19 protein-coding genes are annotated in these 13,908 nt (G+C 61.6%); 2 read left to right on the plus strand and 17 right to left on the minus strand.

Annotated features, from left to right (window positions below):
• From ACKAMS_RS29965 to ACKAMS_RS29995, 7 genes are all read right to left on the minus strand, one after another.
• On the minus strand, positions 1 to 195 hold a 195-nt coding region (locus ACKAMS_RS29965; RefSeq protein ID WP_408989961.1), incomplete at its 3' end, for a hypothetical protein.
• A gap of 95 nt (positions 196 to 290) precedes the next feature.
• Complete coding sequence (locus ACKAMS_RS29970; RefSeq protein WP_147343758.1) at positions 291 to 734, minus strand: hypothetical protein; 444 nt, start codon at positions 732 to 734, stop codon at positions 291 to 293.
• A gap of 413 nt (positions 735 to 1,147) precedes the next feature.
• Positions 1,148 to 1,306, minus strand: a complete 159-nt coding sequence (locus ACKAMS_RS29975) for a hypothetical protein (protein ID WP_181991959.1) — start codon at positions 1,304 to 1,306, stop codon at positions 1,148 to 1,150.
• Positions 1,303 to 2,202, minus strand: coding sequence for a hypothetical protein (locus ACKAMS_RS29980; protein ID WP_118604162.1), 900 nt, complete (start codon positions 2,200 to 2,202; stop codon positions 1,303 to 1,305). The genes ACKAMS_RS29975 and ACKAMS_RS29980 overlap by 4 nt, the downstream gene beginning before the upstream one ends.
• On the minus strand, positions 2,202 to 3,248 hold the full coding sequence (locus tag ACKAMS_RS29985) for a hypothetical protein (protein ID WP_118604159.1): 1,047 nt from the start codon (positions 3,246 to 3,248) through the stop codon (positions 2,202 to 2,204). Before ACKAMS_RS29985 ends, ACKAMS_RS29980 begins: the two co-directional genes overlap by 1 nt.
• A gap of 1 nt (position 3,249) precedes the next feature.
• Positions 3,250 to 4,191 (minus strand): alpha/beta fold hydrolase, encoded by a 942-nt coding sequence (locus ACKAMS_RS29990; protein WP_118604156.1) that lies wholly within the window; start codon positions 4,189 to 4,191, stop codon positions 3,250 to 3,252.
• The gene (locus ACKAMS_RS29995; RefSeq protein ID WP_070159882.1) at positions 4,188 to 4,730 is read right to left on the minus strand and encodes a hypothetical protein; all 543 of its coding nucleotides are present in this window, start codon (positions 4,728 to 4,730) and stop codon (positions 4,188 to 4,190) included. Before ACKAMS_RS29995 ends, ACKAMS_RS29990 begins: the two co-directional genes overlap by 4 nt.
• A 369-nt stretch (positions 4,731 to 5,099) precedes the next feature.
• Here ACKAMS_RS29995 and ACKAMS_RS30000 point away from each other — a divergent pair, with 369 nt between their 5' ends.
• Complete coding sequence (locus ACKAMS_RS30000; RefSeq protein ID WP_141751357.1) at positions 5,100 to 5,786, plus strand: CPBP family intramembrane glutamic endopeptidase; 687 nt, start codon at positions 5,100 to 5,102, stop codon at positions 5,784 to 5,786.
• Positions 5,787 to 5,971: 185 nt separating this feature from the next.
• On the opposite strand, the gene ACKAMS_RS30005 is transcribed toward ACKAMS_RS30000, so the two are convergent.
• The 6 genes from ACKAMS_RS30005 to ACKAMS_RS30030 all read right to left on the minus strand — a co-directional run bounded on the left by ACKAMS_RS30005 (position 5,972) and on the right by ACKAMS_RS30030 (position 10,029).
• Complete coding sequence (locus tag ACKAMS_RS30005) at positions 5,972 to 6,496, minus strand: hypothetical protein (RefSeq protein WP_238704750.1); 525 nt, start codon at positions 6,494 to 6,496, stop codon at positions 5,972 to 5,974.
• A gap of 45 nt (positions 6,497 to 6,541) precedes the next feature.
• On the minus strand, positions 6,542 to 6,901 hold the full coding sequence (locus ACKAMS_RS30010; protein WP_118604153.1) for a hypothetical protein: 360 nt from the start codon (positions 6,899 to 6,901) through the stop codon (positions 6,542 to 6,544).
• A gap of 73 nt (positions 6,902 to 6,974) precedes the next feature.
• On the minus strand, positions 6,975 to 7,142 hold the full coding sequence (locus ACKAMS_RS30015; RefSeq protein WP_408989962.1) for a hypothetical protein: 168 nt from the start codon (positions 7,140 to 7,142) through the stop codon (positions 6,975 to 6,977).
• 69 nt (positions 7,143 to 7,211) lie between these two features.
• Positions 7,212 to 8,434, minus strand: a protein-coding gene (locus tag ACKAMS_RS30020; protein ID WP_372581608.1) for an IS3 family transposase whose coding sequence is annotated in 2 segments (ribosomal slippage) — positions 7,212 to 8,119 and positions 8,119 to 8,434 — 1,224 coding nt in all. Because the reading frame shifts where the segments join, the coding sequence is not laid out codon by codon here.
• A gap of 40 nt (positions 8,435 to 8,474) precedes the next feature.
• Positions 8,475 to 9,038 (minus strand): hypothetical protein, encoded by a 564-nt coding sequence (locus ACKAMS_RS30025; protein ID WP_372581609.1) that lies wholly within the window; start codon positions 9,036 to 9,038, stop codon positions 8,475 to 8,477.
• A gap of 91 nt (positions 9,039 to 9,129) precedes the next feature.
• Positions 9,130 to 10,029 (minus strand): A24 family peptidase, encoded by a 900-nt coding sequence (locus tag ACKAMS_RS30030; protein WP_238704748.1) that lies wholly within the window; start codon positions 10,027 to 10,029, stop codon positions 9,130 to 9,132.
• 268 nt (positions 10,030 to 10,297) lie between these two features.
• On the opposite strand from ACKAMS_RS30030, the gene ACKAMS_RS30035 reads away from it, so the two are divergent.
• Positions 10,298 to 10,903 carry a hypothetical protein gene (locus ACKAMS_RS30035; RefSeq protein ID WP_372581610.1) on the plus strand — a complete coding sequence of 202 codons (606 nt, stop codon included), beginning with the start codon at positions 10,298 to 10,300 and terminating at the stop codon, positions 10,901 to 10,903.
• Positions 10,904 to 10,934: 31 nt separating this feature from the next.
• Here ACKAMS_RS30035 and ACKAMS_RS30040 read toward each other — a convergent pair whose 3' ends face one another.
• From ACKAMS_RS30040 to ACKAMS_RS30055, 4 genes are all read right to left on the minus strand, one after another.
• The gene (locus ACKAMS_RS30040) at positions 10,935 to 11,234 is read right to left on the minus strand and encodes a hypothetical protein (protein WP_118604144.1); all 300 of its coding nucleotides are present in this window, start codon (positions 11,232 to 11,234) and stop codon (positions 10,935 to 10,937) included.
• Positions 11,235 to 11,987: a hypothetical protein gene (locus ACKAMS_RS30045; protein WP_372581611.1), complete on the minus strand. Its 753-nt coding sequence runs from the start codon at positions 11,985 to 11,987 to the stop codon at positions 11,235 to 11,237.
• A gap of 135 nt (positions 11,988 to 12,122) precedes the next feature.
• Positions 12,123 to 12,860: a hypothetical protein gene (locus ACKAMS_RS30050; RefSeq protein WP_238704746.1), complete on the minus strand. Its 738-nt coding sequence runs from the start codon at positions 12,858 to 12,860 to the stop codon at positions 12,123 to 12,125.
• A 135-nt stretch (positions 12,861 to 12,995) separates the two neighbouring features.
• A complete protein-coding gene (locus ACKAMS_RS30055) occupies positions 12,996 to 13,901 on the minus strand; it encodes a CPBP family intramembrane glutamic endopeptidase (RefSeq protein WP_118604141.1) in 906 nt (301 codons plus the stop codon).
• Between the last annotated feature and the right edge of the window lie 7 nt (positions 13,902 to 13,908).

The following is a 13,908-nucleotide window of genomic DNA, read 5'->3' on the forward strand; positions in this document are numbered from 1 at the left end:
GGCGTCAGCGGAGTACTCAGTTGATGCATCCCGAGCGAAGCTTTCGCAGGTAATTCCTGCCGCAGCGAGATCATCGGCGATTTCTTTCGCCGAGCCGTACTGCTGAGCCCCCGGTCGGGCTGTGAATTCCTCCTCACCATTGCCACACCCACTGAGGAGCAGCACGAGGCTGATTGCCGACACGATGCTCGCCATCCACTTCATACTCCAATTCAACCCGACAGCGAATCCCCAGCAAGTCATGTTGCCGCACACGAGCGCCAGTGGAGGATCCGATTACCTGATGGCCATCAGCGTAGAAACCCACGCTCTGCGTCCGCGACCACCCTCGCGGCAGTACGCGGCGCCCATTTCTCGTGGCCGAGCAGACTCCACGTCGGATCCCGACTGTCCAGCGGTGTCGCTGCCAGCTGAATCCGCCGCACAAACCTTCCGACAACAGGGAAAGACAACGCGATCCACCTCCACGAGCCGTCGTCAGAGGCGATACCGAGTCGGCTCATCAGGGCAGTCGACAGCGCCGACACGTCACCGCCCGCTCCCACAAAAGCATCCGCCGAGACATTGAAAACAGCTGTCCATGACTGCACCGGCGACTTCGGTCCACGCGGTGACGACTTCAAGCCAGATCTCGTCCGCTGCGGCTTCTCCATCACAGACGCTGCCGACTGCGCCCACACCGCATCGCCGCCACGGTTCGCCGGCAACGGATGCAATCGCACATGCCGACGCATCTCCCTACATCCGTCAACGACCTGCACCTCACTGAGAGGTTGGGTCGCGAGCAGAAACTGTAGCAACGAACCCACGTCACTGGTCGTACGCGCATCCGAAATCACAAGGTCATCCCACAGGCATCCAGATGACGCAGAGCGCCGCTCCTCATTTCGATACCTTTCCTTGCTCGAAAAACACTGCGAACCCATGGATTCAGCGCATGAAGTGAGTCCGGCCGCCCGATCAACGGGTGACCAGGTAGCGGAGTACCAACAATGGCCAGAGCATCACGATGAAAAGACACGACTTTTGCTCGCCGCTGGATCGGCGGTCGGCCAGTCTTACCGTGATCGGTCTCCGTGGTGCGGCGATTCCGATCCTTCACAGTCGGCAGGCTCCTGTCTTTGGAGGCATCGCCTATGGCGATGGTTCACACACTGTCAGGGGCCACACTCTCATGTTTTTGCACGGTGCCCGACTCTTCCGCTCGGCGGGTGTCGACGACTCGGAACTGTGCCGGGATCCCGAGAATGTCAGGATGAAATGTCAGGTCCGGGCGGCGATGGCGCGACGTCTGGTCTTTGCTCATTGTTGTTCTCCTTCGGGTCTGTGGTCAGTCAGTTGCACGACGAGACGTTCGCCAGGTTGTTGTCCAGGTCGCTCGTACGGCACGAAATGTGCACCCACCACGTCCAATTGGATTCCTCTCGGAAGCAAATGATGTGAGTTGTTCATCCGTGAAGACTGCCCGTAGTACATTCCCCGCTCTGTGGAGATCTCGAAGACGACATCTGTCGGGCGAGTGGTGGAATCGAGCTCGTGTAGCGAGTGCGTCGCTGCAGTGAACCGGTCGAAGGACAGCACCGTGCCGGGTTGAAGCGTGGCAGGCAGATCCGCCGGGTTGACCACAGCATGGGGAACGCTGACGGATGTGTAGACGAGATGTCCGCGGCCGGATTCACGTTCGTACCGCTGTATGGCGCGGTCGACTCGTTGCACCTGCTTTCGCCTGCTGTCGTCGAGTTCGACGGCATCGCCGGCAACCGCAGAAAGCGCGTTGTTCGTTTCTTTCCAAGCGTTCGGGTCCGACGTCAATGCCGACAGGGCGTTGTACTGCGCCTGCGGCATCGAATCGAGCACCTGCCGTTTGGTGGCAGAGCGTGCGTTTTTCTGCCGTGCGGACAGCGAGCGACGTAGTTCGATCGCGGCCGGCAGTTCTCGGCGCAACCTGTGGTTCTCGATCGGTGCCGGCGTCGGGCGTGGATAGGCCCGGTTGAGGTCTCGACTTGCGCGGGTGAGGCCGGGCAAGTTCTCTGTTGCATGGTCGAGTTCGCGTGCTCCGCTGCGAATGTCGGCACGAGTGCTGTAGGCGTGTTCCGAGATCAAGGCACCTTCTTTGCGGGTGGCGATGTCGCTCTCTCCCCGATCTGGGTCGAAGACGCCGTTACCGCGGTCCGGGCTGATCCTGTCGTGACTTCTCCCCATCAGTCCCGCTCCTCGAATTCGTAGAGCTCTCCGCGTAGTTCTGCCAACGCGGACTCTCGTGCGCGCCGAAGGTCTGTGAGGTCGATCGCCAACTGATCTATCGCCGAGGCCGCCACATCATCGCCGGCCGAGTTGACCAGAAGGTCCTCGATGGCCCGGTCTCCATCGTGAATCCTGTCGAGAGATTCACCGGCAGTGATCGATTCCTGCAGTTCGAGCAGATGACGACGATAGCTCCACAGCGCAGCTACACGTGTGAGCAGCGAACGCTCGACGCGCCCCAGCCACCGGCTGCTCACCAGGTGAGCTTCCCTCGCTGCGAGGGCTTGCGGGCCGCTACCCGCCGCTGGGGTTCCCAAAGTTGCTCGCACTGTGGCGAGTTCACCGGCGTGCGCGAGAATGTCGGCGAGTTGCTCGTCGAGATTCAGGCGTATGCGGCCTATGTCGAGATCCTCGCTTTCCCATACAGGGACGGTGCGGATCTCGTCGACGAGTGCCGATGCCGCCAACGCCAACCGCAGCTCGACATGCGTTCCGCCCGCTGAGATCAACGTCTGCAGAGCTGTCACAGCGACGCCGATCTCGGTTTTGTCCTCCGCACTCAGGCGGAGTGGATCGCGGCGGGTCCACCACCACAACCCCACCGCCTCTACCCCTGCGGCGAGACCAATGCAGACAAGTAGTGCGACGAGTGGGTTCGCCGGCGCAGTCACGCCGGCAAGAACCGGGACGAGTCCGATCAGAACCGGCGCGAGAAGAGCGAGCGGAATCTTCACTTCCTCACCGCCGGCGGTGCGACCGGTATGTACCGTCGTGCGCCACACATCGCGCCGAGGGTAGTAGTCGAGCGACGAATTTCCTTCCCATCCAGGCTCGTCAGCACTCCACGTCTGCTCACGCCTGAGCCCGACGATCTCCGCCACGCGCTCGCTGAGCATCTGCTCCCACAACCGGTCGAGCGCGCCCAAGAATTCTTCGCTCTCCGGGTCCACGTCGATGTCGGCGATCATGGACCGCACTGCGGTTGCTGCACTCTCTACGCTCACGTCACGCTCCGACCAGATCCGTTGTAGGTGAATGCTCCCGGTGATAGGTCTGCGCACGGACAAGCAGCCGATCGAGCGCTTCTCCGACGACCTGCGGTTGCTCCAGACCCACCATGTGCCGGCCACCGGCGACGGCAACGAGTTCGGCGTTCGGCACAAGCGCGGCCAGCTGCTGTGAATGCAAGATCGGAGTGACCCGATCTCTGGTTCCGCACATGATCGATACCGGGATGCGCCCCAGCGCTCCCACCGCGGCAGACGCGTCGTAGAGACGCAGGTCCCGCAAGAATGCCGCCACCGTCGCAATCGGTGTCGCGTGGACCATCTCGTACGACGTCGCTGCCGCCCGCAGGCCCGAGCTCGGAGCCATGGGACAGGTCGCGCCGATGACGGGGGTCAGCAGCCGCCGCGAGAGACTCCAGCTGCGCCACACCAATCTCGGTGCGTGCGCGCACGCACCGCCGAGCAGTGAGACTGCCGGGGTATTCAACGCGCGCCCGATGCCGGCGCCCGCGACGTTACTCAAGGCGGTCGAGATCAACCCCACGCCGACCACACGAGATGCCGAGTCGGCGTGTTGTGCGAGGTACGACAACACCGCCATACCGCCCATCGAATGACCCACGAGGACAACGGGTCCGGTGGGCGCTACCACCCGAATGATTTCCTCGACGTCTCGCCCGAGCTGGCTGATCGTGTAGGTGCCGGCATCGGCACCCCCTGAGCCACCGTGACCTCGGTGATCGAAGAACACCAGCCGCGCACGGCCACTCCACTTCCTACTCACATAGCGTTGCTGAGGCTCCCAGGCACCGGCGTGTAGGCAGAAGCCGTGGACGAAGATCACCGTCAGCGGCGCCGTTCGGGATCCGACCTCGCGGACCGCGAGTCTGGTTCCGTCCGCGACAACCAGCGTGTGCGAGCGGCCCTCCTCGCCGTTCACAGCGGCCCTCCCAGAGTTCTGGTGAACGGTCTGAAGCCGGGGCTCTCGCCGCTGTCTCGCAATGTGCGGCATCCCGGATGTTCCCACGTCGTCGGAGTATTCGGCTCGCCCACCTCGAACCCCAACTCGCGCCAGAACTGCACCCGTTCCGGAAGGTCCTCCGTCGATCCGTACAAGCGCCCCTTGCCGGCCGTGTCGTCGCTGAGCTCGGCGATCAACCGCTCGATCAGCGCGGCCCGGACAGTGGTCGCGTCGGGAACCTCCGGGTTGACGATGAGAGCGTCGACGATGCGGACGTGTGCAGCAAGCTGCTCACAACCCTCCGCAGACCAACCTGCCTGGCGCGCGGTCCGAATCAGCCCATGAGGCGCCGAGGCCAGCGCGTACCCGAGCTGCCGGTACTCCGACGATGCGACGACGCCCACAGTCCCTGCTCCCCCAAGCCCCGCCGGAGCGTCGGTACCCGGCGACCAGTGCCGGTGAAGCCTGCGCATCTTCTTCGCTTCGGTTGGATGAATACGAACAATCTCGACAGTCATCAGGCTCACTCCTCGTCGTCACAAACGGCATGTGGGAGGACCATAGGTTCGGACCTGGACAACTCAGCGCCAACCACCACCCCGCCGATTCATGACCTGGTCAGCGAGCCCGAAGTTGCACAGGGCGTATACGTGACGTTTCCTTGCGGCGGACGACGAAACGGGGGGCGGCACGAGATAGGGAACTCGGGCCCGAACTCGCTCACTCATGCACTCGAACCGGAAAGGGCCACCCCTGTGCCCGAAAAGTCCCGACCAACCTTCGGTGAGCTCGTACACACGTATGCAACGCCACACCGGTACGCCGTCTTCAAGATCGGTGCCCTACGGACGTTCTCGGCGCTCTGCCTCAGCGGATTTATCCTTTTCATGGCACTCGTACCAGTCATGTCCGCGCAAAAAAGTAACGCCGCATCACTTACTATTCTCGGATTCGGGTTATTCACCGGCGCCCTGTTCGTCTTCCTCATACGGCCGATCGGTGGTTACTCTGCGCGCGGAGTTCGCGTCGCCACGGCTCGAGCCCGACGCGCCGCGCGCAGCATCGGCTGCACACTCCCACAACCCCCAACCATCGCGAACTTTGTCGCCGTCAGCATCGTCACACTGACGATCACCGCACTGCTGAGAGGACCGATCTTCGACCTCACCGTCGCTGCGGTCGGAACGCAGCAATCTCCTGAACAACTCGCTGCAACCGCCGAACGATCCACCTGGCTGAGTGCAGGTTGGGCAGCCCACATTCCCGGTCTCACACTGATCTCCGGAGTCGTCGCAGAAGAAGTTCTTTGGCGAGGACCGCTGGTCGTCGCAGTTGTCCTCACCCGCCGCTATTTTCGTGGTGGCTGGCCGAAATGGGCAGCATTCATGATGATCGCCGGACTGTGGATCCTTCTCGGCTATCTATTTGGCATAGGGCACATTACGTTTTCAGCCCTCAATGCGGTGCACATGGTGATCGCCGGACTGCTCTGGGGCGGTCTTGCCATCTGGACAAGGTCCCTGATTCCCTCGATCACCAGCCATGCCGTGTTCAACCTCCTCGCCGACTGGTGATCACTTCGCCGCCGGCCTGACCGATTGACTAGGTGCCACGGCACCCAGCTAGGGGACACGACCTGCGTTCAGGCGGTGCAGATCGCACACCAATTCTCACGGACAAAGTCTGCACTCACAACCTGATCAAACCAAGAGCCGCTTCAGTTTTCGTGATCCTCGACGGCCCTCAAACGGTCTCCCGTTCAGGGGTGCAACGCCCGGTGATCCAACTGCGCTAGCGTGCTGCTGAACGTATACGGTAACGACGCCTTTGCTTGCATGATCTTTCCGAACGTGTCCCGATGCGGCCTCGCAGTGCCTTCCTCGTCAGCGATAATCCAGTGGAGGCCAAGTGAACCCGTAAACTTGGACATCGCTAAGTGCGCATCCTCCAGCCCCAATATCTGCAGTTTCAACGTCGCAGAAACGCATGCGTAGTAGCGGCTGTCGCGGTCACGGTAGGCATCAGAGTCCCGCTCCATGGTCGGGTTATTACTCGACACCAACTCATCAGCCCGGTTCATCGCCTCAAGTGCGGACAAGAGAGCGTCGGTCACCTGCTGTCGATGCTGGACTGCACGATCCTCACCGAGGGTGGCCTCATGCAACGCTCTGTCGGCTCGTGCCTTCACCAGGATTCCCACGAACGCGATGCTCGCCGCCCCCACTGCGATCGCCGCCGCGATGATCGTTGCCTGCCCCTGCGTCAAACCTTCTCCGAGCGCCATGATCAACACGCTGCTGTTCACCCTTCAAAAAGTCTGTCGCGGGACCTATTCAACGAATCGAGGAACAGGGATGTCACGCCCCACCAACGGCCATGCGCCTTCAGCGGTCCGGCCGAGTGGAATCTCGGTGCTGACAATATCGGCTACCGAGTAGGCGATACGCCCACATCGTCGGCACTGGCCGGGCAACTGCTGAAAACGGATCATGGCCCAATGTTCGTCGCACAGTAGATAGTCCACGGGGGCGTTGCCATGACAACAGTCTTTGACGACCGCTGCCCACCTCGCTGCGCGCACGAAACCGACAGGGTCACCGGCAAAGTACTGCGGGTGCTCGGCGCAGAACTCGCACGGAAGTTCAGTCTGCACGACATCTGACTTCGCGTCCCTCGCTCGCTCGTCCATGCTGCAATCCTCTCCTCCACTTCCCCGTCCGAGAAGCATTCGTGTTCCGAAACAATCCGCAGGTGTTCAGCCCCTAGCGTCGGATGCTTCTTACTCGATCGAGATGCCAGCGTGCGCGCTCGGACAACTCACACACCGTTGCGTGTTCGAGGACATGCGGCGCCGCCAACGTATTCGAACCTGTGCCGATCAGCCTGGCCGCATACTGGTCGAAGAATGTCACCAATGTTCGAGCACGCACCACCGGCATCCGAGAACCGATAGGACGGGACGGGGCCTTGACCCCGGAAGTTGGACACGGGATTTGTGATTACGCGGCTTGCTGCAAGCTATCGGATGTGTGAACGTTTTCGTAGTCGGCAGGGCTGAGATAGTTGCAGTACGAGTGCCGGCGTCGAGTGTTGTAGCGGGTGATCCACCGGAACACCGCCAGCCGCGCTGCTCGAGCGGATTCCCACCGCTGGGCGCCTTGCAGTGTTTCGCGTTTGAGTGTCGCGTTGAACGACTCGGCCAGGGCATTGTCCGCGCTCGTTCCGACCGATCCCATCGACTGCGTGACACCCAGCTTCTTGCATAGCGACGCGAAATCCTTTGAGGTGTACTGACTTCCGTGGTCAGAATGAAACACCGCGCCAGCCAGGCCGCCGCGGGTCAGCGCTGCGGCACCCAAGGCGTCTTCGATGAGTTCGGTGCGCATGTGCTCGGCGATCGACCAGCCCACCAGGCGGCGGGAGAAGCAGTCGATCACCGTGGCCAAATACAAGAACTCACTGTCCCCGCATGGCAGATACGTGATGTCACCGACGTATCGGGTATTCGGTGCGATCGCGGTGAAATCACGGTTGAGCAGGTCCGGCGACGGAGTGTCGGCTGGTTCGGCGATGGTGGTGCGGTGTTTTCGGCGCAGTCGCAGGCCCTCGATGTTGTTGGCGCGCATGATCCGTGCGATCCGTTTGTGATTGACCCGCTGGTCGGCGGGTTGTCCGTGATTGATCTCGGCGGTGATCCGGGGCCGCCCGTAGGTGTTGTCCACCGTGTGGACGGCGCGGATCTTGTCGGCGAGTTCGACGTCGGCTGCGGCGCGGGCAGCTCGCACGGGCCCGGCGTTGATCCATGCGTAGTACGACGAGCGGGCGATATCGATGACCTGGCACAACCGCTTCACCGGGTAGGTGTCGGAGTGGTCGGCGACGAACTGGAAGCGGTTCACCAGTTCGCCTCTCCGGCGAAATATTTGGCCGCCGATCGCAGGATGTCTCGTTCGGTTTCGAGCTTGGTTTTCTCCGCGCGCAGGTGTGCGACCTCGGCGCGGAGTCGGGCGGCTTCCTGCTCGGGTGTTTCGCCGGTGCCGGGCCCCGGAGCGGTGGTGGCGGGTCTGCGGATTGGGATTCCTGCATTTCTCAGCCATGTGGTCAGGGAGCCGTGGGATATGCCGAGGTCGGCGGCGATCCCGGCTACGGTCGCGCCGTCGGTGTCGCGGTACAGCTCGACTGCGTTGCGGCGGAACTCTTCGGAGTAATTTTTCTTTGCCATCGGGTTAGATCTTCTCGCTTTCCCCGGTCTGAGACCAGGATCAAGCGTGTCCAACCCGCGGGGTCAAGGCCCACGCCTCGTTCGCCAAACGTTCGAAATGTTCGACCAGCCCGCGAAGATCGCGGTCAGGGACAGGGCAGTCGAGAAGTGCACCGAATCTACCGACCTCACTCACATTCTCGACATGCGCCGGCGTCATGTCGCCGCTGTGAGCTCGTCGTACCAACTCCGTCAGAACCTTGATCCCTTCCGGAGAAGTAGGCATCCGGTGAACATTGACGGTGATTCCGGTGGCTGCTTGAAGAGCATGAAATTCATCCAGTGCGGCAAGTCTTTCGTCATCGCGCTCCGGAGTGTCTTCCGCATCGAGATCCGCCGCGAGCCGTGCTGCGCATCCGTGCGCGGTCATCACGTAGAACTGTCCCAGACTGACCGACTCGACTGTCGTGCCTGCGATGGCGTTGTGAGTGCGCATGTCCTCCTCCAGCTCACGAATCATCGAGGCGACCACGTGCAGACGTCGCACACCGGCAGATCCCGGGGCATCTGATGCCGGCAGAGCGCGGTCTGCGACCTCCTGGACATGATCAAGGAACTCATTCACCCGTTCCACCCGATTCGGTGAATGAAAACGATTCCGGCGGCGCCACCTCAAGTCCAGTTCCTCTCATCGATTCGGATACGTTTGCTCCGGCTCACAGCAGCCACCAGCCCGCGGGCAAGGCAATAGCGAGCGCTGTGCCGACAACGAGGTACGGAGCGAACCCGAACTCCACGCCCCGGACCTTTCCACCGCCGAACACCTTGGTGACCGCCACCCCGACTACTGCCAAGACATTGGGGAGCAGCACCGCCGCTGCCACGTTCATCCAACCGACCCATCCGACAGCTGCCGTGAGAACGAAGCTCAACCTCACATCCGCCAAACCGGGGTGACCGCGAGTAATGATCGCGAACACCAGGTAACTGGCGAATATCGCGGCCCCGGCCACCACAGCACGAAGACCCGAGGCAGGGTCCTGATCGACCACCACTGCCATCGCGCCGAGCAGCAGACCCGACACGGTGACTGCACGGATCAACGACAAGGGGAACCGCAAGGTGAAGTGGTCAATCCACGCGGCCCAGACAGACAAAGCCGCCACCGTGAGCCATGCCGGCAAGATCGCGTCGCCGCCGGTGACCATCACCGCCCCGAACCACAATCCTGCTGTTGCCACTGCCGGGACGATCGGGCGACTGGTCGGCCTCACGGGAATCTGCACGAGTGCACACAAACTTGCCATCATCGGACGCACCGCCACGCTCACCGCCGCACCAGCCAGAGCGGCGAACGCTGCGACCGACCACAGACCAGCCTGCTCGTGACGACCGAACGCCCAGCGAGCAGCGATCCACACCGCCACACTCACAGCAATGACACCCAGGATCGGCAGATACGTCGAGAGAGTGGGTTTCCGCCTTCCTGCGTCGGCGACGCTGACGAGCCCCGGTCGTTGACCACGGCCAGGCGTTGTGGGCTCGGCCTCCTCAGCGAAGAGAGAAGTCGAAGCACCGGCGGCAGCATTTCCCGACTCCACATTCGATTCGGCCATCTCACAAAGCTCCTTCAGCGCGTCCATCACCCGTGGTCACAGGCAGAACCCGACCCTAACCGCTCTACCGGACAGCGCGGGCTTCCGAACTCATCGGTTGGCCGCTGGGGCGTGCGCTGCCCATGCCATGGACTATCACTGACCGCGCCATCTCAGATGCCTGAAAACCCGCTCGTGCTGCTCTCGAACCACGATGTTCCCGCATCGTGACCGGACTCGCCGCCACCAAAACCACTCGAAAACTCACCAGTAGAGGCAACATCACCCTATGAACGCCCCAATCGGAAAAGCTGACCGCCGCCGCGCCCGACTCCACCCGGCACGTTCCTCCCGTCCAGCATTGATCGTTCACAGCTTCAGCGAATACACCCACCACATCCGCAGCGGCGCCAAACGACTGATCATCGACGCCGACCCTGACCTGTGGTTCGACCTCGGGCATGTCCCAAACGGAGTCGATGTGAAGATCATCGGCCAATCCTGCGGCGGAATCAGCGGAGGATCCATCGCTGCCGCCGGTCGATGCTTCCTACAGGCCTCCCACCGCGCCCGTGTCACCGCCTACGAATTCGCGCACGTCGAAGCATTCGATGGCGTCACCATCGAAGCGCGCGGGAAAAGCCACATTGTCGGTACCGATCACGCCAAGATTCGCGCCGAAGATCAGGCTGTCGTTTTCGCCCACTCCCAGTGCCACGTCCAAGCAGCCGGCCATACTCTCGTCGCAGCGACAGACACTTCCTCTGTCTCCGTGAACGGCGACGCACACGTCCGCGCCAGCGCCGGAGTGCACATCATCGGAGTTCCTCAGCCGAGGAACCTGAGCATCGAGCCGCGCCCGATCAGTCGACTGGCCAACCAGCTCAACATGTAAGGCCCCGCAAGCGGCAGTTAATCTCCGAGCCTCAGCCAGCCGACGACCGATACACCGTGAGATCAATCGACTCCTGATCGCGGAAACTCGACTCCAACAATTCCACCGCCGGCACAATCACTTCACTCTCGATCTTCCACACCACCGACGTCGTCCACCCCAACCCGCCAGGCCCGGGCGTCGCTTCACCGAACAAACCTTCCAAGGCGTCCCGCCGGTAACCAAAGGTATCCACCAGGTCATCAGCGGTGTACCAGTACTGCCGCAAAGGATCCGGGTCATCGGCGTGCAGAGCGCTGCCTTCGCTGATTCGAAATGGTTCGGTACTCATCTACCTGCCCTCTCTGTGGTGCGGTCCGCCCTGCGCCGTCTTCACGTCGACAATCCGCACGTGTGCATAATCCGGGTTCTCCACAACGTATTTCGAACGCTCGATGCGCCAACGAGCGACAAGCATCTCCAGCTCCTGAACCTCCCGTGGGTCCTCGAGGTACTCACACGCGAAGTCGAGCCACGGCACATAATGCCGCAGGCTTTGACCGATCCGTCCGGACTGGCCACCGATCACGCTCTCGAGCACGATCAGTTGTCGCTCGTCCTTCATTCGTCGGCGCAACGCTTTCTGATTCACTTCGACCAGCGCGAGTTCTGCCGCAGCCACCGACTCGCCTACCCCGTCGACGCGCGAGCCCATCTCGTGGCGGTGGTCGACGGCATCGACGAACTCGCGACAGACCGACGCTTGAACCCCTTCCGGGAGCATCGACATAAGCGCAAAGCCGCGTTCCTCAAGGAGCTCGAAGCCGTGTCGATTACCTCGGGCATACCAACAACTCATGACTAGTGACCGCTCCCACGCCAACGCCAAGCGCCTCTCGAGAAAGGGAAGCGTTCGGGCGGCCGCCACGAATTGAGAATCACACTTTCCAGCGATCTCACGCGCCGATTCCCAGTCCACACTGCCTGTAGGAGAGCTGATCTCACGTACAGCGCGCATTCGCCCACGAAGATCCGCAGCAGCAGCGGCGATGTCGACTCTCACCGCGTACTTGTTGGATCGAGAGCGCAAGAACCAGAGGGTCATGCGGCTGAGCCTAATCTCCGCACCTCCAAGCAGGGGTGCAGTAGCATCGTCAGCGGCGCATTGCTGGCGTAGTGTGCTCCGGCTCACCGCACCGATGTCCATCGTCGATGCGGTGAGCCACCTTCACAGAATGGCTCAGACGCGAACAGCTCCATCGCCGACCACTCGTTGATCCTGTTGGCGACTCCGCATTCGTTCCGCGTGCCGTTTCTGCCACCGCGCGTGTTTGACCTTGAAGCGCTCGTCGAATTCCTCCCACCGCGGCAAAGCCTCCGCCTTCCTCGCAGCGAGAACATCAACGGGTTCCGGTCCGGACGCGAGCGCTGGAACCACATCGCCGACTTTGAGGCGATCGAAGAGCTCCGAGAACAACCACGCCGGGCAGCCCTCCCCCCGAAGCGCGTCGACTGCGTCTGGTTCGTCGTCGATCCAGGCCACTATCGGGCTCGTCTCTGCGTAGTGGTTTTCCCACCGCCACCAATGCCGACGTTTGACATCAAACGCCCGACGCACAGTTCCGTCCACCCACAAGCTCCGTGATTCGATGTGACCGGGCGGCAACGACTTCGCCCGAATCCACCGATCAGATGTCCGATTGAACTGGTCCAAGCGGGTTGTGCTGTAAGCAATGGTGAAACCTGCACTGTCGAGCGCCCGAACCAACTTTCCACCCGCGCGGTTCAGGGAAGCTTCACCGAAATGGGTATGAAACCGCTTCCAATCTCGATCGGCGTATGACGGCGCGGCGATCAACCCCTCGAAATTGTGCATATCCGCAACGACGCCATCGATGTCGACAACGACAGTCGGCCCCGGGCGGGGAGCATCCAGCCACGGTTTCGGACGATCAAAAAAGCTTCGATTCTCCGTCATATCCCCAACGATATGGGCAGACACAGACATTGAGCACGGTCCCGCGACCCACCCGTACGAATCCTCCGATGCATCTAGTTGGCAAAAGGCCCTGTTCACGCACTCGAACAGGGCCTTCTTTGATGCTTCTGGCCTTTAAGGCTCACCGGTCAACACAACTGACCGCGATTGCCGATCGCCCACGTTTACCCCACCCTCAGTGCCCAAACGAGAACCGCGCGACCTCTCGATCTCTGCGATGTAGACAACAGCCAAACCGACCACTACGACCGCGACGGCCACGACCAACCATCGCTGTCCCATCCAACCCGCCACTACGCCAAGATTGAAAATACTGTGAGGCACAACTAATCCCAAGAGCGATCGATAACGGTAGTACGCGAAAACAGCAAACCCTCCCCACAACAACGCACTGACTGCGAACTCCCACCCCTGATATATGTGCAAGGCTCCACGAAGAATCGCTGAAATACCGATCACCACGATGAGGTTGATCCGGAATCGCAGACCTACCAACACCGCCAGCCCGGCAAAGAAGACCTCTTCCATCAACCCCGCCAGCAGGACCGGCTTCACGACGTCCCAGGAGAACCAACCACCCTCGACCGAGGGAGTACCAGATGAGCCCTCACCGACAAATACCCGAAACGCAATTGCCAGAGCCTGACCGACCGCCCAAATTCCTGCAGCTCCGAGGAACCGCCGACGACGGCCCACACCTGCGAGCCACGGCGCAGATCGATCGACCGGGCCCCAGAATCTGCGAACAACCAAAAACGTGAACCACCCGCACGCCACCGCCACGCTAGTAGCGATAACGTCCTCCGCAATTCCAGGATCGGGCGAAACATCCACTGCCGCCCCCGAAGTTGGATTGAGATACTGGTCGATCGACGTCCAAATTACGTTGAACCAGAACAACAGCAGGATTATCGCGAGGACACCGATCAGCGGGACCAACTGTTTCCGCCACGCCCCCCAACGGCCCGTCCCCCCACCTGAAGCGCTCTCCTCCTGAATCGAAGTCGGCAGCTGCCTCATCCAAACT

The organism is Rhodococcus sp. 5A-K4 (assembly GCF_046097995.1).
Taxonomy (GTDB): domain Bacteria; phylum Actinomycetota; class Actinomycetes; order Mycobacteriales; family Mycobacteriaceae; genus Rhodococcus_F; species Rhodococcus_F erythropolis.